Source organism: Novosphingobium nitrogenifigens DSM 19370, from assembly GCF_000192575.1.
In the GTDB taxonomy this organism is placed as follows: domain Bacteria; phylum Pseudomonadota; class Alphaproteobacteria; order Sphingomonadales; family Sphingomonadaceae; genus Novosphingobium; species Novosphingobium nitrogenifigens.
The window spans coordinates 427,909-447,214 of the sequence record NZ_GL876933.1 but is presented as its reverse complement, the minus strand read 5'-3'; the positions used below and the strand labels follow the sequence as shown (position 1 = coordinate 447,214).

The 19,306-nt window shown below is 65.1% G+C and carries 21 protein-coding genes; 9 read left to right on the top strand and 12 right to left on the bottom strand.

Annotated features, from left to right (window positions below):
* Positions 1-148 precede the first annotated feature (148 nt).
* The gene (locus Y88_RS12070; RefSeq protein WP_008069630.1) at positions 149-331 is read left to right on the top strand and encodes a Flp family type IVb pilin; all 183 of its coding nucleotides are present in this window, start codon (positions 149-151) and stop codon (positions 329-331) included.
* An 81-nt stretch (positions 332-412) separates the two neighbouring features.
* Here Y88_RS12070 and mutM read toward each other — a convergent pair whose 3' ends face one another.
* Positions 413-1,225 carry a bifunctional DNA-formamidopyrimidine glycosylase/DNA-(apurinic or apyrimidinic site) lyase gene (mutM, locus tag Y88_RS12065; protein WP_018075526.1) on the bottom strand — a complete coding sequence of 271 codons (813 nt, stop codon included), beginning with the start codon at positions 1,223-1,225 and terminating at the stop codon, positions 413-415.
* 118 nt (positions 1,226-1,343) lie between these two features.
* Here mutM and Y88_RS12060 point away from each other — a divergent pair, with 118 nt between their 5' ends.
* From Y88_RS12060 to Y88_RS12050, 3 genes are read left to right on the top strand one after another with little or no spacing between them, the layout of a single operon-like run.
* Complete coding sequence (locus Y88_RS12060) at positions 1,344-2,117, top strand: class I SAM-dependent methyltransferase (protein WP_008069624.1); 774 nt, start codon at positions 1,344-1,346, stop codon at positions 2,115-2,117.
* 13 nt (positions 2,118-2,130) lie between these two features.
* Complete coding sequence (gene ubiB / locus Y88_RS12055) at positions 2,131-3,708, top strand: 2-polyprenylphenol 6-hydroxylase (RefSeq protein ID WP_008069623.1); 1,578 nt, start codon at positions 2,131-2,133, stop codon at positions 3,706-3,708.
* Positions 3,705-4,865, top strand: coding sequence for an acyltransferase family protein (locus Y88_RS12050; protein WP_008069621.1), 1,161 nt, complete (start codon positions 3,705-3,707; stop codon positions 4,863-4,865). The genes ubiB and Y88_RS12050 overlap by 4 nt, the downstream gene beginning before the upstream one ends.
* 46 nt (positions 4,866-4,911) lie before the next feature.
* Here Y88_RS12050 and Y88_RS12045 read toward each other — a convergent pair whose 3' ends face one another.
* Positions 4,912-5,310 carry a hypothetical protein gene (locus Y88_RS12045; protein ID WP_008069619.1) on the bottom strand — a complete coding sequence of 133 codons (399 nt, stop codon included), beginning with the start codon at positions 5,308-5,310 and terminating at the stop codon, positions 4,912-4,914.
* An 80-nt stretch (positions 5,311-5,390) separates the two neighbouring features.
* Between Y88_RS12045 and coaBC the strand changes: the two genes are divergently transcribed.
* Positions 5,391-6,599 carry a bifunctional phosphopantothenoylcysteine decarboxylase/phosphopantothenate--cysteine ligase CoaBC gene (gene coaBC, locus Y88_RS12040; RefSeq protein WP_018075527.1) on the top strand — a complete coding sequence of 403 codons (1,209 nt, stop codon included), beginning with the start codon at positions 5,391-5,393 and terminating at the stop codon, positions 6,597-6,599.
* Positions 6,571-7,056, top strand: coding sequence for a dUTP diphosphatase (gene dut / locus Y88_RS12035; RefSeq protein WP_008069616.1), 486 nt, complete (start codon positions 6,571-6,573; stop codon positions 7,054-7,056). The genes coaBC and dut overlap by 29 nt, the downstream gene beginning before the upstream one ends.
* A 103-nt stretch (positions 7,057-7,159) precedes the next feature.
* On the opposite strand, the gene Y88_RS12030 is transcribed toward dut, so the two are convergent.
* The 4 genes from Y88_RS12030 to secB form a co-directional block, all read right to left on the bottom strand.
* Positions 7,160-7,846, bottom strand: coding sequence for a DUF4136 domain-containing protein (locus Y88_RS12030; protein WP_036500172.1), 687 nt, complete (start codon positions 7,844-7,846; stop codon positions 7,160-7,162).
* Between the two features lie 163 nt (positions 7,847-8,009).
* Positions 8,010-9,029: a tryptophan--tRNA ligase gene (gene trpS / locus Y88_RS12025; RefSeq protein ID WP_008069614.1), complete on the bottom strand. Its 1,020-nt coding sequence runs from the start codon at positions 9,027-9,029 to the stop codon at positions 8,010-8,012.
* Positions 9,030-9,038: 9 nt separating this feature from the next.
* Positions 9,039-10,628 (bottom strand): murein biosynthesis integral membrane protein MurJ, encoded by a 1,590-nt coding sequence (gene murJ, locus Y88_RS12020; protein WP_018075529.1) that lies wholly within the window; start codon positions 10,626-10,628, stop codon positions 9,039-9,041.
* A 117-nt stretch (positions 10,629-10,745) separates the two neighbouring features.
* A complete protein-coding gene (gene secB / locus Y88_RS12015) occupies positions 10,746-11,297 on the bottom strand; it encodes a protein-export chaperone SecB (RefSeq protein WP_008069612.1) in 552 nt (183 codons plus the stop codon).
* Positions 11,298-11,640: 343 nt separating this feature from the next.
* On the opposite strand from secB, the gene Y88_RS12010 reads away from it, so the two are divergent.
* The 3 genes from Y88_RS12010 to Y88_RS12000 are packed head-to-tail and all read left to right on the top strand — an operon-like array spanning position 11,641 to position 14,113.
* Positions 11,641-12,318, top strand: a complete 678-nt coding sequence (locus tag Y88_RS12010) for a Tim44/TimA family putative adaptor protein (protein WP_018075530.1) — start codon at positions 11,641-11,643, stop codon at positions 12,316-12,318.
* A gap of 8 nt (positions 12,319-12,326) precedes the next feature.
* Positions 12,327-13,523 carry a murein transglycosylase A gene (gene mltA, locus Y88_RS12005; protein WP_008069609.1) on the top strand — a complete coding sequence of 399 codons (1,197 nt, stop codon included), beginning with the start codon at positions 12,327-12,329 and terminating at the stop codon, positions 13,521-13,523.
* The gene (locus Y88_RS12000; RefSeq protein ID WP_008069607.1) at positions 13,520-14,113 is read left to right on the top strand and encodes a Smr/MutS family protein; all 594 of its coding nucleotides are present in this window, start codon (positions 13,520-13,522) and stop codon (positions 14,111-14,113) included. The genes mltA and Y88_RS12000 overlap by 4 nt, the downstream gene beginning before the upstream one ends.
* A gap of 33 nt (positions 14,114-14,146) precedes the next feature.
* Here the strand turns inward: Y88_RS12000 and dapE are convergent, their stop codons facing one another.
* The 6 genes from dapE to rnpA form a co-directional block, all read right to left on the bottom strand.
* The gene (dapE, locus tag Y88_RS11995; protein WP_008069604.1) at positions 14,147-15,289 is read right to left on the bottom strand and encodes a succinyl-diaminopimelate desuccinylase; all 1,143 of its coding nucleotides are present in this window, start codon (positions 15,287-15,289) and stop codon (positions 14,147-14,149) included.
* A 2-nt stretch (positions 15,290-15,291) separates the two neighbouring features.
* Positions 15,292-15,963, bottom strand: coding sequence for a glutathione S-transferase family protein (locus tag Y88_RS11990; protein ID WP_008069602.1), 672 nt, complete (start codon positions 15,961-15,963; stop codon positions 15,292-15,294).
* An 80-nt stretch (positions 15,964-16,043) separates the two neighbouring features.
* A complete protein-coding gene (gene yihA, locus Y88_RS11985) occupies positions 16,044-16,709 on the bottom strand; it encodes a ribosome biogenesis GTP-binding protein YihA/YsxC (RefSeq protein WP_008069601.1) in 666 nt (221 codons plus the stop codon).
* 17 nt (positions 16,710-16,726) lie between these two features.
* Positions 16,727-18,547: a membrane protein insertase YidC gene (gene yidC / locus Y88_RS11980; RefSeq protein ID WP_008069600.1), complete on the bottom strand. Its 1,821-nt coding sequence runs from the start codon at positions 18,545-18,547 to the stop codon at positions 16,727-16,729.
* An 86-nt stretch (positions 18,548-18,633) separates the two neighbouring features.
* Positions 18,634-18,843, bottom strand: coding sequence for a membrane protein insertion efficiency factor YidD (yidD, locus tag Y88_RS18970; protein WP_081458660.1), 210 nt, complete (start codon positions 18,841-18,843; stop codon positions 18,634-18,636).
* A complete protein-coding gene (rnpA, locus tag Y88_RS11975; RefSeq protein WP_232281050.1) occupies positions 18,840-19,277 on the bottom strand; it encodes a ribonuclease P protein component in 438 nt (145 codons plus the stop codon). The genes yidD and rnpA overlap by 4 nt, the downstream gene beginning before the upstream one ends.
* Positions 19,278-19,306 lie beyond the last annotated feature (29 nt).

Below are 19,306 nucleotides of genomic sequence, written 5' to 3'. Positions count from 1 at the left end.
AAGCGACTCCTGCCCGGGAAAACCGCCACAAATCTCCATCGCGCCCGCGAATCCCGCCCCGAATTTAACCGCTGCTTTACGACCTGTGGTTAGAAATGCCCTTGCCACTCAGGGGACGTCGAGAGGCATCATTTAGGGGATTAAAGTCATGAAGCTTATCAATCGTATTCTCAAGGACGAAGCCGGCGCCACCGCGATCGAATACGGCCTGATCGCCGCTCTCATCGCCGTTGCCGCCATCACCGCCATGGGCGCTCTGGGCAACTCGCTCTCGAACACCTTCAGCCTGGTGTCGGGCGACATGACCAAGGCTCAGTCGGGCAAGTACTAAGCGTTTCGCGAAAGCGAAGACGTTTGAGGGGGCGGGGAAACCTGCCCCCTTTTCATTTGCCCATCCCGTTTCTGACCCGCCCTATTTCTGACAACGGGGGCAGAAGAACGTGGACCGGCCGCCCTGCACGATGCGCCGGACCGTTCCGCCACAGCCGCACGGCTTGCCTTCGCGCCCGTAAACCCGCCATTCCTTGGCGAAATAGCCCAGTTCCCCATCGGGTCGCGCGTAATCGCGCAAAGTCGATCCGCCCGCCTCGATCGCTTCTTCAAGCACCGCGCGAATCTCGAGCACCAGCCGCGACAAGGCCGCCCGCGATACAGCCCCTGCCGCACGCTCGGGATGGATCCGCGCCCGGTGCAAGGCTTCGCAGACATAGATATTGCCGAGCCCGGCCACCACGCCCTGATCGAGCAGCACCAGTTTTACCGCAGCGACTCGCCCGTCGAAGGCCTGAGCCAGATGCGCGACGGTCAGCCCTGGCCCAAGCGGTTCGGGACCAAGCGCGGCAAACGGGCCGAACGCGTCGAGCGCAGCGGTATCGACCAGATCGACCGAACCGAATCGGCGCGCGTCGTTGAGCGCAAGCACGCGTCCCCTGGCCGTCTCGAGCACGAGATGATCGTGCTTGCCGATCTCGCCCGGATCGATTCGCCAGCGCCCCGACATGCCCAGGTGAAAGACCATGGTCCGCCCCCGGTCGGTCTGGATCAGACCGTATTTGGCCCGGCGCCCCAGCGCGACGACTCGCGCGCCGGTCAGGGCCTGAACCAGATCAGGCGGAAATGGGCGCCGCAGGTCGGGACGACGGACCATGACACGGGTCAGCCGCTCTCCGGCCAGCACGGTTGCCAGACCACGGACAGTGGTTTCGACTTCAGGGAGTTCGGGCATCTGCTCTCGACGGAAGACGGCCACTTTCGACCGCGTGTGAAGGAAAGGCGGCGCAAGGCCTGCACGCAATGTCCTATCAGGCTTTGCCGCGCGGACAATTGGCACTAAAGCGCCTGCCATGACGACCAGCCCCGAAGCGCAATCTGCCCCTCAGCCGGGCGAAGCCGAAACCGTTTCCTTCGGCTACGAGGAAATCCCCGCCGAGGAAAAGACGGCACGCGTGGGCGCGGTCTTTTCCAACGTTGCCAAGAAATACGACATCATGAACGATGCCATGTCGGGCGGCATGCACCGTTTGTGGAAGGATCGTTTCGTGTCGCGGGTCAAGCCGCGCGCGGGCGAGCGGATTCTCGACATGGCGGGCGGCACCGGCGACATCGCCTTCCGCCTTGCCCGTTCGGGTGCGGACATCACCGTCTGCGACATCAATCAGGACATGCTCGACGTCGGCATGGAACGTGCGGAAAAGCGCGGGATCACCGGCCTTGAATGGTCGTGCCAGAACGCGGAACAGATCTCGTTCCCCGACCGCGGTTTCGACGCCTACACGATCGCCTTCGGCATCCGTAACGTCACCCACATCGACCGCGCGCTGGCCGAAGCCTATCGCGTGCTCAAGTTCGGCGGGCGTTTCTTCTGCCTCGAATTCTCGACGACCGAATGGCCCGGCTTTTCGGAAGTCTACGACCTCTATTCCCATCGCGTCGTGCCGCAGATCGGCAAGATGCTCGCCAACGATGCCGATTCGTACCGCTATCTGATCGAATCGATTCGCCGGTTTCCGACGATGCCCGCGTTCGAGGCGATGATTCGCGACGCGGGCTTCCGCCATACCAAGGTCGAACCGATCTTGGGCGGGCTGGTCGCGATCCATTCCGGGTGGAAGGTCTGACGGGGCGCGTCTCTTGGCTTTTTCTGACCTTGTCCATATCCGCCGCCTGCTCGGCTGGGGCCGCACTCTTGCCCGCCACGGCGCGCTGAGGGGGATCGAGCGCGATCCCAACACCCCCGGCCCGGTGCGGCGGCTGTTCCGCATCGCGCGGTTCGGCACGATCCAGCCCGCCGATCCCGACTATGCCGGGGCCTTTCGCGCGATCGGCCCGGCTGCGATCAAGCTGGGGCAGACGCTGGCAACGCGCCCCGACCTGGTCGGAGAAAGCGCCGCGCACAATCTGCTCGCGCTGCAGGACAAGCTGCCGCCGGTCGATTTCGCCGCGATCCGCCACGAAATCGAATCGAGCTTCGAGCGTCCGCTCGAAAGCCTCTTTGCCAGCTTCGACCCCGAACCGGTCGGTGCGGCCTCGATCGCGCAAGTCCACCGCGCGACGACCGTCGACGGGCGCAAGGTCGCCGTCAAAGTTCTGCGCCCCGGCGTGCGCGAGAAATTCGCTGCCGACATCGCCACGTATGAATGGGCCGCCGCCCATCTCGAGGCTTTCGGGACCGAGGCCCATCGCCTGCGCCCGCGCCTTGTCATCGCCAATTTCCGTCGCTGGTCGATGCGCGAGCTCGACTTGCGGCGCGAGGCCGCCTCGGCGTCCGAACTCGCCGACCTGATGCATGCCTTCCCCGGCTATCGCGTGCCCACGATCGACTGGGACCGCACCAACGGCCGGGTCATGACGCTCGACTGGATCGACGGGGTCAAGATCAGCGAGATCGACCAGATCGAAGCGGCCGGGCATGACCGCAAGGAACTGGCCCAGCGTCTCGTCCTCGCTTTCCTGACCCAGGCGATCAGCGGCGGCTATTTCCATGCCGACATGCACCAGGGCAATCTCTTCGTCGATCCGGCGGGGGACATCGTTGCCATCGATTTCGGCATCATGGGCCGCATCGACCGCCGCGCGCGACAGTGGCTGGCCGAAATTCTCTATGGCCTGACCACCGGCAACTATCACCGCGTCGCCGAGATCCATTTCGAAGCGCAATATGTCCCGAGCTATCACTCGCTCGAGGAATTCGCGACCGCCCTGCGCGCGGTGGGCGAACCCATGCGCGGCAAGCCGGTCAAGGACCTGTCGGTCGGGCAGATGCTCGACGGCCTCTTTGCGATCACCCGCGATTTCGACATGCAGACCCAGCCGCACCTGCTGCTGCTGCAAAAAACCATGGTCATGGTCGAAGGCATCGCGACCCAGCTCGATCCCGACATCAACATGTGGGACACCGCCGCGCCGTTCGTGCGCAACTGGCTGCGCGACGAACTCGGCCCCGAAGCCGCGATTGCCGAGCGCATGCGCGTGGACGCGCGGACGCTGATACGCATTCCCGACCTCGTCCGCCGGATCGAGGACAAGTTCCCGCCCAAGGGCGGCGCTCCCGAGGAACCGCCCCTGCCCGAAATCCCGCTGATGTGGGACAGGAAGGACGGCCACGGGGGAAGCTGCTGGGTCGGCACGGTCGCTACCCATCTCCTCGCCGCGGGTTGTGGCGCCGCGATCTTCGTCCTGGGCGTCACGTCGGGGTGGTGGGCCCTGTGACACAGGAACAGGCGGCGCGTACCCCACGGGCGACTCGCCCGGGTCTGCGGCTGCCCAAACGCCATTTCAACGCGCTCGACTTCTCGCGCCTGATCGCTGCGTGCGGCGTTCTGTTCTGGCATTACCAGCATTTCTTCGTGCCGCCGGTGGACTACGAATTCCACGTAAGGCGCTCGATCTCGCCGTTCTATCACCAGCTGGCGTGGATCTACGACTACGGTCACGTCGCCGTGCAGTATTTCTGGGCGGTGTCCGGCTTCGTCTTCGCGCATGTCTACCTTGCCGACATGAGCGGCAGGGGCCGGTTCTGGCTGGCGCGCGTTGCCCGGCTCTGGCCGCTCCATGTGCTGACCCTGTGCCTCGTCGCCGTGCTGCAGGCCGTCTATACCGGCCTTCACGGAACCGGCTTTATCTACCACCATCAGGATCTGCGGCATTTCCTGCTGAATCTGGTCATGGCCAATTACTGGGGGTTTCAGGACAACCAGTCGTTCAACGGCCCGTCGTGGTCGCTGTCGACCGAGATGGTGGCCTATGCGGTGTTCTGGCTGCTTCTGCCCGCCTTGCGCCGCCTGCCGATCGCGATGGCGTTGCCCGTCGCTCTCGCCATGTTCACGCTCGTGTTCGACGACATTCTTTCCCCGACGGCGCCTGCGGATTCGCTGCCAGCGAAAATGGTCCCGGTGGTCAGCTGCATCGGCTATTTCTTCGGCGGCGCGATGGTCTACGGCGCCACGCTCAAGGGATGGCTGCGCGCGCCGGTCCTTGCCGCCCTGTCACCCGTGCTCGCGCTCGTCGCATGGCATGTGTCGGGCATGAAGAGCCATGGCCATGATGCCGCGATCCTGACCGGAACCTTTGCCGTGCTGTTCCTGATGGTGGCGATCGACCTTTCCGACCACGACGACCGGTTGCGGCTCGGCCGCAAGCTCGGCGACGCATCTTACGGCATCTACCTCTGGCATTTCCCGCTGCAACTCGCGCTGGTCCTGCTGGTCGATGCGACGATCGGCACGCGCGCGGTCTTCCGCGAAGGGTGGATGCTGAACGTGTTCATCGTGGTCGCGATCCTGGCAGGTTTTGCCTCGCACCGCTGGATCGAGCGCCCGGCCCAGCGCGTGATCCTGCGGCTGGCCGAACGCTTGAAGGCATCCTGAGAAGGAGGTTGGAAATTCCGGCCGAGCCGGAATTTCCAATCAGACCTCAAGCCGCGATTTCCTCGATCTTGTGGTGGGGCAGGATGCGCCAGCCGCCCAAGAGCAGCACGACGTGGATCGCTTCGATCGCCATCGGCACCTGCCATCCGGCATAGCTGCCGCTTACGACCAGATCGACCGCGCGGCCCAGGAATGCGACCGCGAACAGCAGCATCGGCACCAGCATCAGGTCGGCATTGCGACGCCATGCCCCCCACAGCATGGCAAAGCCGCCAACCCCGAAAAAGGCCGTGAAATCGGAGCGCAGAGTCGAAATCCCGACCGTCGCCACCGGCACGACGCCAAGCGCCTGCGACACTTCGAGCGGTTGGAACAGAAACGAGGCGGCCATGAACAGATCGAACAGGCCAACGAGGAAAATCAGTGCAGTAAGCGCGAAGCGCATGGGACAAATCCCTTTTGTCAGACGGGGTTCCTGCCAAAAGGATTGCGCCTGTGCACGCGCCATTGCAAGAAGCGGCTGAGATGCAGGCACCCCGGATCCTTCTTGTCATCGGTGGCGGCATAGCCGCCTACAAATCCTGTGAGCTTGTGCGGCTGATCCGCAAGGGCGGCGGCAGCGTGACTTGCGTCCTGACCGAGGCGGCCTCGCATTTCGTCACCGCGATGACCCTTGCCGCCTTGAGCGAGAACCCCGTCCACACGACGCTCTGGGATCTGCGCAACGAAGTCGAGATGGGCCACATCCAGCTTTCGCGCGAAGCCGACCTCGTCGTCGTCTGCCCGGCGACGGCGGACCTGCTGGCCCGCATGGCCGGAGGTCATGCCGACGATCTGGCAACGACGCTGCTGCTCGCGACCGACAAACCGGTACTGGCGGTTCCGGCGATGAACGTGCGCATGTGGGGCCATGCCGCCACCCGTGCCAATGTCGCGACCCTGCGCACGCGCGGCGTCACGGTAATGGAACCGGACGAAGGCGTGATGGCCTGTGGCGAATTCGGTCCTGGACGCCTCCCCGAACCCGAAGCGATCTGGGCGCAGATCCAGAGCCTGCTTGCCCCGCCGGCCCCCGGCCCGCTTGCCGGACAGCACGTGGTGATCACTGCCGGGCCGACTCACGAACCGATCGACCCGGTGCGCTACATCGCCAACCGGTCGAGCGGGAAACAGGGCTTTGCCCTTGCCGCGGCCGCCGCAGAAGCGGGTGCGCAAGTCACGCTGATCGCAGGCCCCGTGCAATTGCCGACGCCGCCGGGCGTTCGCCGCGTCGATGTCGAGACCGCGCGCGAAATGGCCGAGGCCGTCGATGCGGCGCTTCCCTGCGACGTCGCGATCATGGTCGCCGCCGTTGCCGACTGGCGCGTGGCCGAGGCCGCCGGGCAAAAACGCAAAAAGGACGGCAGCGGGCACATTCCCCCGCTCGAACTCGTCGAAAACCCCGACATTCTCGCTAGCCTCGGCCATGCGATGCTGCGCCCACCCCTGCTGATCGGCTTTGCCGCCGAGACCGAGCATGTGATCGAACATGCCAAGGCCAAGCTGGCCCGCAAGGGCGCCGACTGGATCATCGCCAACGACGTTTCGGGCGATGTCATGGGCGGGGCAAACAATACGGTTCACATCGTTTCGGCAATGGGCGTCGAAAGCCTGTCGGAAATGCCCAAGGCCGATGTGGCGCGCGCAATCATTGCAAAGGTGGCCGATGTCCTTCACCAACCCTACGACGCATGAACCCGTTCCCGTCCGCGTCAAGCGACTGCCGGGCAACGAGGATCTTCCCCTTCCCGCCTATGCGACCCAAGGCGCCGCCGGGATGGACGTCGTCGCATCCGAAGACGTGGCGCTGAGCCCGGGCGGGCGGCATGCGGTCGCAACCGGCCTTGCCCTTGCCATCCCCCCCGGCTTCGAAATCCAGGTCCGCCCGCGCTCTGGCCTTGCGCTCAAGCACGGGGTGACGGTTCCCAACACGCCCGGCACGATCGACAGCGACTATCGCGGCGAGCTCAAGATCATCATGATCAATCTGGGCGACACGCCGTTCGTGATCCGGCGCGGCGACCGCGTGGCGCAGCTGGTGCTCGCCCCGGTCGTCCAGGCGAGCTGGCTCGAAGTCGACCATCTTGACGAAACCGAGCGCGGGATCGGCGGCTTCGGCTCGACCGGGGGGTTGTCGGCCCTTCCGGGCTGACCCCGCACACTCACACAAAGCCCCCCCCCTTCCGATCTCGATCCCCCACAGCCGCGCGCAGCGTCGGGAATTTCGATCGCAAGGGGATCGCTGGAAGAAGAAATTACTTCTTCTTGGCCTTCTTTTCCGGCTGGATGGAGATGCGCACGGTTTCGCCGGTGTGTCCGGGGAAGCCGGTGAACAGCGCCTCGATCAGCTTGGGCACGACATAGGACAGGCGATTCGACGGCGAGACCGCTTCGGCGCGGCCTTCGAAGACGCGCTGGCCGTCGCTGCGACGCTTGATCTTCACCGAGACGCCGCTCGTATAGACGGTCGTCACGTCGATGTCGTTGAACCAGGGATCATACCAGCCGTAGCCCCAGCCGCGACGACCATAGAACCCGCCGCCCGGACCCCAGCCACCATAGCCGTATCCGCGCCACGGACCCCAGAACGGGTCATAGCCGCCGCCGGTCGAGCTGATCTTGTCCCGGCCCTTGTCGACGCCATAGTCGAATTCGACGACCAGGTCGGACGTCGCCGGATCGCCGGGAACATAACCGATCTTGTGCAGCTGATCCCCGACCAGCGACGCATATTGGGCAAATTCCAGGCCGCCGGAATTGCGCGGATCCTCCGCGACGACCGCAAAGGTCTGTCCGGCGGGCGCGGGCAATTCGTGCTGGAAACGCGAAACATTCGTGTCGAACGATCCCGCGCATCCCGCCAGAGCGAAAGCGAGCGGCAGGGCAAGCAAGGCGGCGCGACCGACGAACGCACGGCGCGCAAAGGTTGTGGTCAACGGCATCACATCCAACTCCATTAGGCCCCGGCGTCCCCTGCCGAACCGGACCCACTGCAAACGGTGCCTCGCGGCACGATCCTGTGCGGGAAGGGCTGAATGCCGGTTGAACGCAGCGACCCTGCTTCGCCCTTCGTGCCCTTCCCGAAAAGGAGGAATGCCCTGTTTCCTAGCCCCTTACCAGCCCCAGCGCGCCATAGGCCGCCTCAAGGGTGGGCGTGGCCAGAACTCGCGCCTTTTCCGCTCCCTTGGCGAGAATCGCATCGAGCGCGCTGCGGTCGATGCGCAAGGCGCGATAGCGTTCCGCAATCGGCTCGAGCTTGTCCACCAGCAGATCGCCCAGAGCAGGCTTGAACGAACCGAAACCCTGCCCACCGAACTCGGCGAGGATCGAGGCGACATCGCGCCCCGAAAAGGCTGCATAGATGCCGACGAGATTGCGCGCCTCGGGCCGACCTTCGAGCCCGGCGGCTTCCGAAGGCAGCGGTTCGGGATCAGTCTTGGCCTTCTTCACCTTCTGCATGATCGCGTCGGCGTCGTCGGTCAGGTTGATGCGGCTCATGTCCGAGGGATCGGACTTGCTCATCTTCGCACTGCCGTCGCGCAGGCTCATGATCCGCGCGGCTTCGGGCGGGATGATCGGGTCAGGCAGAGTGAAGACCGGCGCTTCCTCGCTGGCGAAGTCGTTGTTGAACTTCTGCGCGATGTCACGGGCCAGTTCGAGATGCTGCTTCTGGTCCTCGCCCACGGGCACGTGCGTTGCCTGATAAAGGAGCACGTCGGCAGCCTGCAGCACGGGATAGGTGAACAGCGCGACCGAAGCGCCTTCACGGTTCTTGCCCGCCTTGTCCTTCCACTGCGTCATGCGGTTGAGCCAGCCCATGCGCGCGGTTCCGTTGAGCAGCCATTGCAGTTCGGCATGGGCGGGAACCTGCGCCTGGTTGAACAGGATCGACTTGTCCGGATCGATCCCGCACGAAACCAGCGCGGCGACCATCTCGCGGGTATTCTCGGCCAGCGTAGCGGGCTGATGCGGCATCGAGATCGCGTGAAGATCGGCCAGGAAATAGAGGCAGGTCGCCCCCTTGGCCGTCCACTCGTCCTGCATCAGCACCCAGTTCCGGATCGCCCCGAGATAGTTCCCGAGATGAAGATTGCCGGTGGGCTGAATGCCGGAGACGATACGCATGAAAGAACCTTACTTGTTGGAAGGTGTGGGTGAAGTGCGGCGACGCCGCACGAGAAGCACCAGATCGTTACGGGAAAAAGCACCCATGACGACGGTGGCGATCCCATAGACCACCATGCCCGACGAAACCAGCGCGACGAGCGCGCCGAAACGTACCGGCCACGAACCGTGGACATAGGGCATGATCAGTTCCTGTCCGCGCCAGAGCACCCCGCCCATGGCGAGCGCGGCCAGCGTGAGACGCGGAGCCCGGCGCCGCAACCGGCGGTCGGCAATGAAATGCCCCCGCCGCACCAGCGTCGAATAGAGCATCCACACATTGATCGTCGAGGCGATCGCAGTCGCGAGCGGCGGCCCCATGTGCTGCAAGGGCAGGATCAGGACGAGATTGCCGACAAGGTTCACCGCCATCGAGATCATCGCGAAACGCACCGGCGTCCTGGTGTCCTGCCGCGCATAGAAGCCGGGAGTAAGCACCTTGACCAGAATGTAGCTGGGCAAGCCGATGGAAAAGGCGGCAAGCGCCTGTGCGGTGAAATGACTGTCGGCCGGAGTGTAGCGGCCGTACCCGAACAGGGCGACCGCGATCGGCTCGCCACAAACGACCAGAGCCATGGTCGCAGGCAGCGTCAGCAACAGCGCCAGCTCCATCCCCCGGTTCTGCGTCTCGAGCGCGTCGAGTTCGTCACCTGCGCCCAGTTGCCGCGAAATCGTGGGCAGGAGCACGGTACCGAGCCCGATGCCGATGAGCCCCAGCGGCAACTGGTTCAACCGGTCGGCCATGTAGATATAGGTGACCGACCCGTGCGAAAGCAGCGAAGCGGCGAGCGCTGTCGAAACGACCAGATTGATCTGCGCCGCCCCGGCCCCGGCGGCGGCCGGCAGGATCAGCTTCATCAGCCGCATGACATCGGGATTGAGCTGCGGCCAGCGCAGGCGCAGGCTGATCCCGTTCTTCCAGCAGGCCCAGGCGAGCCAGGCAAGCTGCAAGGCCCCCGAGACCGACACCGCGATCGCCTGATTGCGGGCGGTCGCCATCGGGTCGCGATTGTGGAAGAGGACAAGCGCCGCGATCAGCGTCAGGTTGAGCAGGATCGGGGCTGCCGCATTGACCCAGAATTTCTGCAGCGAATTGAGAATGCCGCCGAACAGCGAAACCAGGCTGATCAGCATGAGATAGGGCACGGTATAGCGCGAGAGCGTCACCGCAAAGGCGAACTCGTGCTCCGACACCCCGTGGAACTTGCCCGACAGCAAAAGCGTGACCGGCCATGCGAAGACTTCGAGCAGGACCGTCATCGCCAGAAGGACCGGCAGCAGGACCGCCAGCGCGCGTTCGGCGAATTCGAGCCCGTCGGCAAGGCCCTGCCCTTCGGGATCGGCCACCTTCTGGTTGAACATCGGGATGAAGGCCGAGGCGAAAGCGCCTTCCGCGAACAGCGCGCGGAACATGTTGGGCAGGCGGAACGCGACGAGAAAGGCGTCGGACGCAAAGCTCGCACCGACATAGCGGGCGAACAGGCTGTCGCGCACCAGCCCGAGCACACGGCTGACAAGAGTGAGTCCACCGATCGTTCCGGTGGCCTTCAGCAGGTTCATGAAGCCGTTACCCGCAAAGATGACCCGGCGGCACAATCGCACCGCCGGGAAAAAACATCAGGGTCGGATCATCCGCCCCCAGGAAATCAGATGGCCAAAAATCAGATGGCCCGAAAATCAGGCCTGACCGACCGGCTCACCGAAAGCCGCCGCAGCCGCTTCGGCCTGCTGCTGCTGCAACTGGGCGAAGTAGAGGCCGTTGAAATCGATGGGCTCAAGCATCAGCGGCGCGAAACCGGCGTCCCGGACGGCATCGGCGACGACGCGACGCGCGAACGGGAACAGCAGGCGCGGCGCTTCGGCAAAGAGGAACGGATGGGCCTGATCCTCGGGGATGTTGCGCATCGCGACCAGGCCACAGAAAGCCAGCTCGACGATATAGGCAACGCCCTGCGAGGTCTTCGCGCTGGCCTTCATCTTCAGCTCGACTTCATGGACATCGGTGCCCAGCGTACGGGCCGCAATGTTGAAATCGACCTGCATTTCGGGCGTTTCCTGCCACTGGAAGCATTCCGGGGCATTGGGATTTTCGACCGACAGGTCCTTCACGTATTGCGACAGGAAACCGATCGCGGGAGCCGTATCTTCGCCGTTGGCTGCCTGCCCCGCGTTGTCCGCCCCCTGCGGATCGAGGTTGAGATTGCTGATGATGTTGCCTTCGTCGGCCATGGATCCTGCTTTCGTCGTGATGGCGTCGGGATTGGCGGACGCGCTTTGCCCCGCCCTGCCCGCGGCGCCTAGCATCTCGCCGTTTTGTCGGCAACCGCCGCCACTTCTCCCTTCTCCTTCAACCGGCCCATCGGGGCCCGCCCGCCCCGAAACGGCCCGAAACGGTCAAAAGGTGCCCGAACAGGTAATTTCTGCCTCGGAACCGCAACAATGGTCCATCCATCGGTTGTTCATTTGTAAAACGTATCTATCTCAGGCACAGTAAGGGTTGGCTGTTCGGGCGCGGCTTTCGAGTCTTGTCTCCCGGGCCGCCTCCCCGGGCTTCCATGCGGGAAATTGGCGCGTGACTGTTGAAATTGTCATCTTGGCGATGATCGCCTTGTTCCTCGGCCTTCGGCTTTACGCCGTTCTGGGCCGCCGTGCCGAAGGGAGCGACGAGCCCTTGCGCCGCCGGGTCGAACAGCCCGACCCGCAGGCCGCTTTGCGCGCGATGCCGTCCAAGCTTCCCGAAAAGCCCGCCATGACCGGACGTCCCAGCCTGCCGACCGCCGAACCTTCGGCCTTCGACGCGGGCGCGGAAACCGGCATTCGCGCCATCATTGCCGCAGACCGCCGGTTCGATGTCGCGCTGTTCCTGACCGGTGCCAAGGCCGCCTACGGCATGGTGCTCGACGCGTTCTGGCGCGGGGACAAGGATGCCCTTGCCCAGCTTTGTGAACGTTCGGTCTATGAAAGCTTTGCCGCTGCCATCGACGCGCGAAAGCAGGCCGGCGAAACTGTCGACGCCCGCCTGATCCGCGTCGACGACGCCCGGATCGTTTCGGCCGACTTCAATGCTCCGGTCGCGCGCATCGCGGTCCGCTTCGTAGCCGACGTCGCGACCGTGACCCGCAATACCGAAGGCACTGTGGTCGCCGGATCGCTCGACGATGCGATCGAAAGCCGCGATCTGTGGACTTTCTCGCGCGACCTCACTTCGCGCGATCCCGACTGGCAGCTCGACGAAACCGATCAGGGTTGATCCCTTCCATGCGTTTGCGTGTCGCAGGGCTGGTCGCAGCCCTCGCCCTGCTGTCGGCTTGCGGCCGGGTCGTTCCCCCTTCGACGGCGGGACGCCCCGGCGCCCGTCCGCCTGCGACCGCGCTTCAGATCGGTGTCCATCCGGGCCCTCCGATCGGCACGCTCCGCTTCACCCCGACCAATGCCCGCAAGGCTCTGGCCGCCTTTGCCGCGAGTTGCTCGCGGCTGTCGCTGCGCACCGACAATAGCGGCCTGACCCAGCCGCAGGACTGGGCCGCCCCCTGTCAGGCCGCCAGCGGCTGGCCTGCCGAAGACGCGCAGCGCTTTTTCCTCACCTGGTTCGATACCGCGCAAGTCGGCGAAGGCACGACTTATGTGACCGGCTACTTCGAGCCCGAGATTTCGGGCAGCCGCACGCACCAGCCAGGCTTTGACGTTCCCATCTATCGCCTGCCTCCCGATCTCGTCCGTGCCAAACCCGGCGACGCGCCGCCCGGACCGGACGGCAAGCAACCGCTCGGACGCTATGACGCCAACGGCCTGTTCGTGCCCTATTGGGATCGCGAACAGATCGAGGATGGCGCCCTGGCGGGCAAGGGGCTGGAAATCGGCTGGGCATCCGATCCGGCCGAATTCTTCTTCCTGCAAGTGCAGGGGTCCGGGCGCCTGCGTGCGCCGGACGGTTCGATCATGCGTATCGGCTATGCCGGGGAAAACGGCTGGGCCTATACCGGGATCGGCAGCGTTATGAACAGCCAGGGACTGATCGGCACCGGACCGGGCCAATACCCCGGCTCGATGCAGGGCATCCTGCGCTATATCCGCGAGCATCCCGACGAAGGCCGCGCGCTGATGCGGCAGAACCGCAGCTTCATCTTCTTCCGCGACACCACCGGGATTGCCAGCGATCCCGGCGCGGGTCCCGTCGGCGCCCTGAGCGTTCCGGTAACCCCCCGTGTCACGCTCGCCGCCGATCCCGCCTTCGTCACGCTGGGGGCGCCGGTGTGGCTGTCCACCGACCGCCCGGAAGTGGGCGGATTGTGGGTCGCACAGGACACCGGCGGCGCGATCAAGGGCGCCAACCGGTTCGACAGTTTCTGGGGCGCGGGGGCCGAAGCCCGCCGCATTGCCGGGGGAATGAGCGCACGGGGCCATGCGCTGATCCTCCTGCCCCGTAGCGCACTGGCCCGGTTGCCCCGCAAATGAGGCGCCCGCCGCGCGGGCTGAGCGCGGAAGAGACGGCGCTCTGGCGCAAGGTCGCCGCCACCGTCACACCGATTCACCAGCCCCCGCCAGCCCAGCCCCTGACAGCCAAGGCTTCGGCCCCGGAGGCCCTGCCGGTCGAAACGGCACCCCCGGCGCCTGCGCCCAAACGCGTCCGTGGGCGCGTACCGCCGCCTCTGCCCGTTCCGGCTCCGCCGCCACCCACGACACGTCCCCTGACGCGTAACGGGCTCGATTCGAGCTGGGACCGCAAGCTGGCACGCGGAGCGATCGATCCCGACATCACCATCGACCTGCACGGGATGAATCTGGACACGGCGCATAGCCGCCTGCTCGGTGGATTGACGCAAGGGCTCGCCATGGGGGCCCGCGTGATCCTGTTGATCGCAGGCAAGTCGCGTCCGCACGGGGAGCACGACATGCGCGGCGAGCGACGCGGGGCGATTCGCGCCAAGTTGCTCGACTGGCTCGCCCACAGTCCGCACGCGAGCCAGATCGCGGCCGTACGCCCGGCCCAGCAACGCCACGGCGGCAGCGGCGCAGTCTACATCATCCTGCGCCGTACCCGTTAGGAGGCGGCTTTCCGGCCACCCTCTCCCGAAAACTCAGTGACCCAGCGCCGCCAGCGTGACACGGCGGTAGATCCGGCTCAGGACGACCAGATCCTCCATCGCCACCGCTTCGTCCTTCTTGTGCATGGTCGCATTGGAGAGGCCGAATTCAATAACCGGGCAGACAGCGCGCAGGAACCGCGCGTCGGACGTACCACCGGTGGTCGAGAGTTCCGGGGTGAGCCCGGTCTCGGCTTCGACCGCATCGACCAGCAGAGCGGAGAAATCGCCCGGCATGGTGAGGAACGCCTCGCCCGAAATGATCGCCCGTGTCTCGACCTTATGCGCCTGCGCAAGCTCCGTGACTTTCGCCACGAGATCCTCGCCGCGATGGAGATCGTTGAAACGGATCGAAATGCGCGCCCGCGCTTCGGCAGGAATGACGTTCGTCGCCGGATTGCCGACCGCGAGATCGGTGATTTCCAGATTGGACGGCTGGAACCAGTCGCTGCCGTCGTCGAGCACGAGTGCGTCGAGATCGGCGAGCAGCGCGACAAGCCGGGGAATCGGATTGTCGGCGAGATGCGGATAGGCGACGTGCCCTTGCGCGCCCTTGGCCGTCAGCCAGATATTGACCGAGCCCCGGCGCCCGATCTTGGCCATGTCGCCCAGACGATGGACCGAGGTCGGCTCGCCCACGAGGCACAAGTCGGGCAAGTCCCCGGTCGCGCGGATATGATCGATGATCGCAACCGTGCCGAAGCGTGCCGGCCCTTCCTCGTCCCCGGTGATGAGGAAGCTGATCGTCCCGGCCTCACGCGGGACCTGCGCGACGGCGGCGACCATCGAGGCAATCGAGCCCTTCATGTCGACTGCGCCGCGCCCGTAGAGCAGCTCTCCGCGCCGTTCGGGAGCAAAGGGCGCACTGGTCCAGCCTTCGCCCGGCGGGACCACGTCGAGATGCCCGGCAAAGGCGAAATGACGGCTGCCTTCCGGCCCCTGTCGAATGGCGACGAGATTTTCGACCGGCCCGTCGGGGGCCTCGCCCGCCACGAAGCGGTGGACTGCAAAGCCGAGCAGTTCGAGCATGGCGGACAATTCGGCAAAGACCGCTCCCATGGCCGGCGTCACGCTGTCGCAGGCCATTAGCCGCTCGGCCAGAACGACGGGATCGAGAGCGGGAACGGGATCGGTCATGGTCAGTCGTTGCTTTCCGGCTTTTCGTATTGGGGGATGCGCCATGTCTCGGCGGCAGCTTCAGCCCGCCATGCCGCGATCCACGGATGATCGGCAAGGGCGGTCAGGTAACTCTGGGCGAAACCCGGCAGCGGCACGCCATAGCTTTCAAAGCGCAAGGCAATCGGCGCATAGGCAATATCGGCGGCACCGAACGTGCCGAACAGGAACGGCCCACCATCGCCGAAACGCGCCCGCGCTTCGGCCCAGAGCGTCAGGATGCGGCGAATGTCCGCCTCGACCGCATCGGAGATCGGCAAGGGTTTGCCATCGCGGCCGAGATTGAACGAGAATGCCCCGCGCAAGGCGGAAAAGCCCGCGTGCATTTCCGCGACTATCGACCGGGCGAGACCGGCCGCTGCCGGATCGCGCGGCCAGAACCGGTCGCGTCCGACTTTGTCGGCGAGGTAGTCGAGGATGGCAAGGCTGTCCCAGACGACAGCGCCGTCGTCCCACAGGACCGGCACTTTCCCGGCCGAAGGCGCAAGAACGGGATGGCTGCGTCGCACGTCGTCCCAGTCGGGACCGAACAAGGGCACCACTTCGGTATCGAAAGCCAGTCCCGATTGCCGACATGCGAGCCAGCCACGCAACGACCAGCTCGAATATCGCCGGTTTCCAATGACAAGTTTCATCGTCTCTCCACCCGTGCGCCCGCCAAGCCGGGCGAGGGTCTAGAGACAAGCGTGATCCTTGTCGAGAATCACTCTCGATTTCAGGTTTCGGCGTCTTCCAGAATCGCCGCGCGCAAGGCGGCAATGCCGCTGCGCTTTTCCGCCGAGGTCACCAGCACGCCGGGATAGGCGGCAATGTGCTTGCGCGCGACCGCTTCGGTCGCGGCATGGACGGCGGCCAGTTCCTCGGCCTTGATCTTGTCCGCCTTGGTCAGGACGAGGCGGTAGCCGACCGCCGCTTCGTCGAGCATCTGCATCATCTCGACATCGACCGGCTTCACCCCATGGCGTGCGTCGATCAGCAGCAAGGTACGCTTGAGCACCGTGCGCCCGCGCAGGAAGTCGCGGACGAGACGGCGCCACTGCTCAACCACCTTTGGCGGCGCCTTGGCAAAGCCGTAGCCGGGCATGTCGACCAGCCGGATCGATGTGGGGTTGCCCACTTCGAACCAGTTCAGTTCCTGGGTCCGGCCGGGCGTCACCGAGGCGCGGGCAATCGACTTGCGCCCGGTGATCGCGTTGATGAGCGAGGATTTGCCCACGTTCGACCGCCCGGCAAAGGCGATCTCGGGTTCCTCGGGATCGGGGATGAATTGCAACGAAGGCGCAGACTTGAGAAACTCCACCCGCCCAGAGAAAAGCTGGCGGGCGCGCTCCTCCAGCGCCATCAGGCGCAGGCCTTCCGCGTCGGGTCCGGTGGCGCTCATGTGTCTCCTGACGCCTCTCAGCGCTTCTTGGGGCGGTTCGGGGCGGGCTTGCGCTCGCGCTTCACTTGCCGGTCGATGTCCACCTGGTCCTTGGTCGCCTGCGCCTTGAGCTGCGGGTGGCGGCTGTAGAGGTAGCGCTGCTGTGCAATGGTGAGCAGGTTCGAGGTGATCCAGTAGATCAGGAGGCCCGACGCGAACGTCGACATCACGAACATCATCATCCACGGCATGATCGCCATGACCTGCTGCTGCGAGGGGTCCATCGCGGCGGGCTGCAGCTTGAACTGAAGCCACATCGTCGCCCCGAGCAGCAGAGCCAGAACGCCGATCCCGAACATGCCCGTCGGCGTGAACGGAAGCAGGCCGAAGAGGTTGAGCAGGTGCGTCGGATCAGGCGAGGACAAGTCGTGGATCCACAGCGCAAAGGGCTGGTGACGCATTTCGATCGTCAGCACGAGCACCTTGTAGAGCGCGAAGAACACCGGGATCTGCAGGAACATGGGAAGGCACCCGGCAAGCGGATTGACGCCTTCTTCCTTGTAGAGCGCCATGATTTCCTGCTGCTGGCGCGGCTTGTCGTCCTTGTAGCGTTCCTGGATCGCCTTCATCTTGGGCTGGATCGCGCGCATCGCCGCCATCGAGGCGAACTGGCGCTGCGCCACCGGGAACATGATGCCGCGCACGATCAGCGTCAGCAGGATGATCGCGATGCCGAAGTTCTTGACCGCATGGAACAGCGAATCGAGCAGCCAGAAGATCGGCTTTTCAAACCAGCGGAACCAGCCCCAGTCGATCGCCAGCGAGAAATTGCTGATGCCCTGCGCCTCATAGGCTTCGAGCACGCGGTTTTCCTTGGCCCCGGCAAAGAGGCGCAGGCTCTGGCTGACCGTCTGGCCCGGAGCGACCGTAGCCGCCGGATAGATGAGGTCGGCGCGGAAGAAACCGTTGCCCAGCGCGCGGAAGCTGCCGCTCGGCTTGGTCCCGGCGTCGGGAACGAGCGCGGAAAGCCAGTAGATGTCGGTAAAGCCGATCCAGTTGGTCTGACCCGCCGGAGCGACTTCGCCCGCGGCGTTGACGTCCTTGTAGTGGCTGGCGAAATCGACCGAACCGTCGAAGGCGCCGATCGGACCGGAGTGGACCTGCCAGGTGTCGAGGCTGGCGGTACGGTCGGTGCGGTTGATCAGGGCGAACGGCTTGACCGAGACGGGCGCGGTGCCCGCATTGGTCACGCTCTGCTGCGCGCTGATCATGTAATTCTCGTCGATCGCATAGCGGATCGCGAAAGTCTGACCGGTGGCGTTGGTCCAGCGCAGCGTGACCGGCGTCGTCGGGGTCAGACGCGTGCGATCGGCCTGCCACACGGTATTGCCCTGCGGCGTCTGCACACCGTTGTCACCCGTCCAGCCCAGCTGCGCATAATGCTGCGCGGGGGTCCCGGCGGGCGAGAACAGGCGCACGGGCGGGCTGCCCGCATCGCTGGTTTCGCGGTGACGGTTGAGCGTCAGGTCGTCGATGAGGCCGCCGACGAGATTGATCGAGCCCGAAACCCCGGGCGCGGCGATCGCGACGCGCGTCGGCGCGGCCAGAGCCGTCTTGAGGTCCTGCGCTTCGATCGCGATGTCGGCAGGCGACTGCAATCCGCCTTCGCGAGTCGGCTTGGCCGGAGCGGCATCGCCCGAGGCAGGCGCCGTCCCCGACGCGGAAGTCGCGGTGCTGCTTGCCGCCGCATGCGGATGCTCGCCCGCATGGGGGTAGAAATAGCGGAGACCCAGATCCCACCCGATAAGAATGATCCCCATCAGGACCACGGCCCAGATCAGATTGCGCTGCTTTTCCACTCTGCCTCGCGTCAGTTATGCCAGTATGTGCAGTCGAAGCCGGGCCTATTGGGAATAAGCGCCCGAAAACCGCGCCGAAAAAACCCTCAGGGCACCGGATCGTATCCGCTGCCCCCCCACGGGTGGCAGCGCAATAGCCGCTTCAACGCCAGCCAACTACCCCGAATCGCACCATGACGTTCAACCGCCACGATCGCGTATTCCGAACAGCTGGGCATATAGCGGCAGCTGGGCGGAAGAACGCGCGAAGGGCCCCATTGCCACAGCCGGGCCATGAAGATGAGAATTCGCTTCACCGCGCATCTCCAGACTTCTGGCCGCCGCTCTTCGGGCCGCCCGAATTATGGCTGCCGGGCTTTTTCCCGCGATCGCGGGGACGGCGCGGCGGATCGCCCTTGCCCGCAACGGCGCGGGCCAGGGCCTGTTCCAGTTCCTGGCGCAAAAGGGTGAAGTCTCGCTCGACCCCGCCTTCGCGACCGATCAGCACGTGATCGGCCCCGGCAAGACCGCGGGTCGGCAGGATTTCACGCAAGAGAGCGCGAAAACGCCGTTTCATGCGATTGCGAAAAACCGCATTGCCGATCTTGCGGGTGACGGTGACGCCGAAGCGGGCCTGAGCCGGAGCCCGAACGCCCGGCTTGACCAAAAGCACGAAGCCGGGCCTTGCGACCCGGACTCCATGATTGGCGGCAACGAAGTCCGCCCTTTTCCTGATGACCTCGAGTCGCAAGGGCGCGACAGGCGCCCCTTCGACCTCGG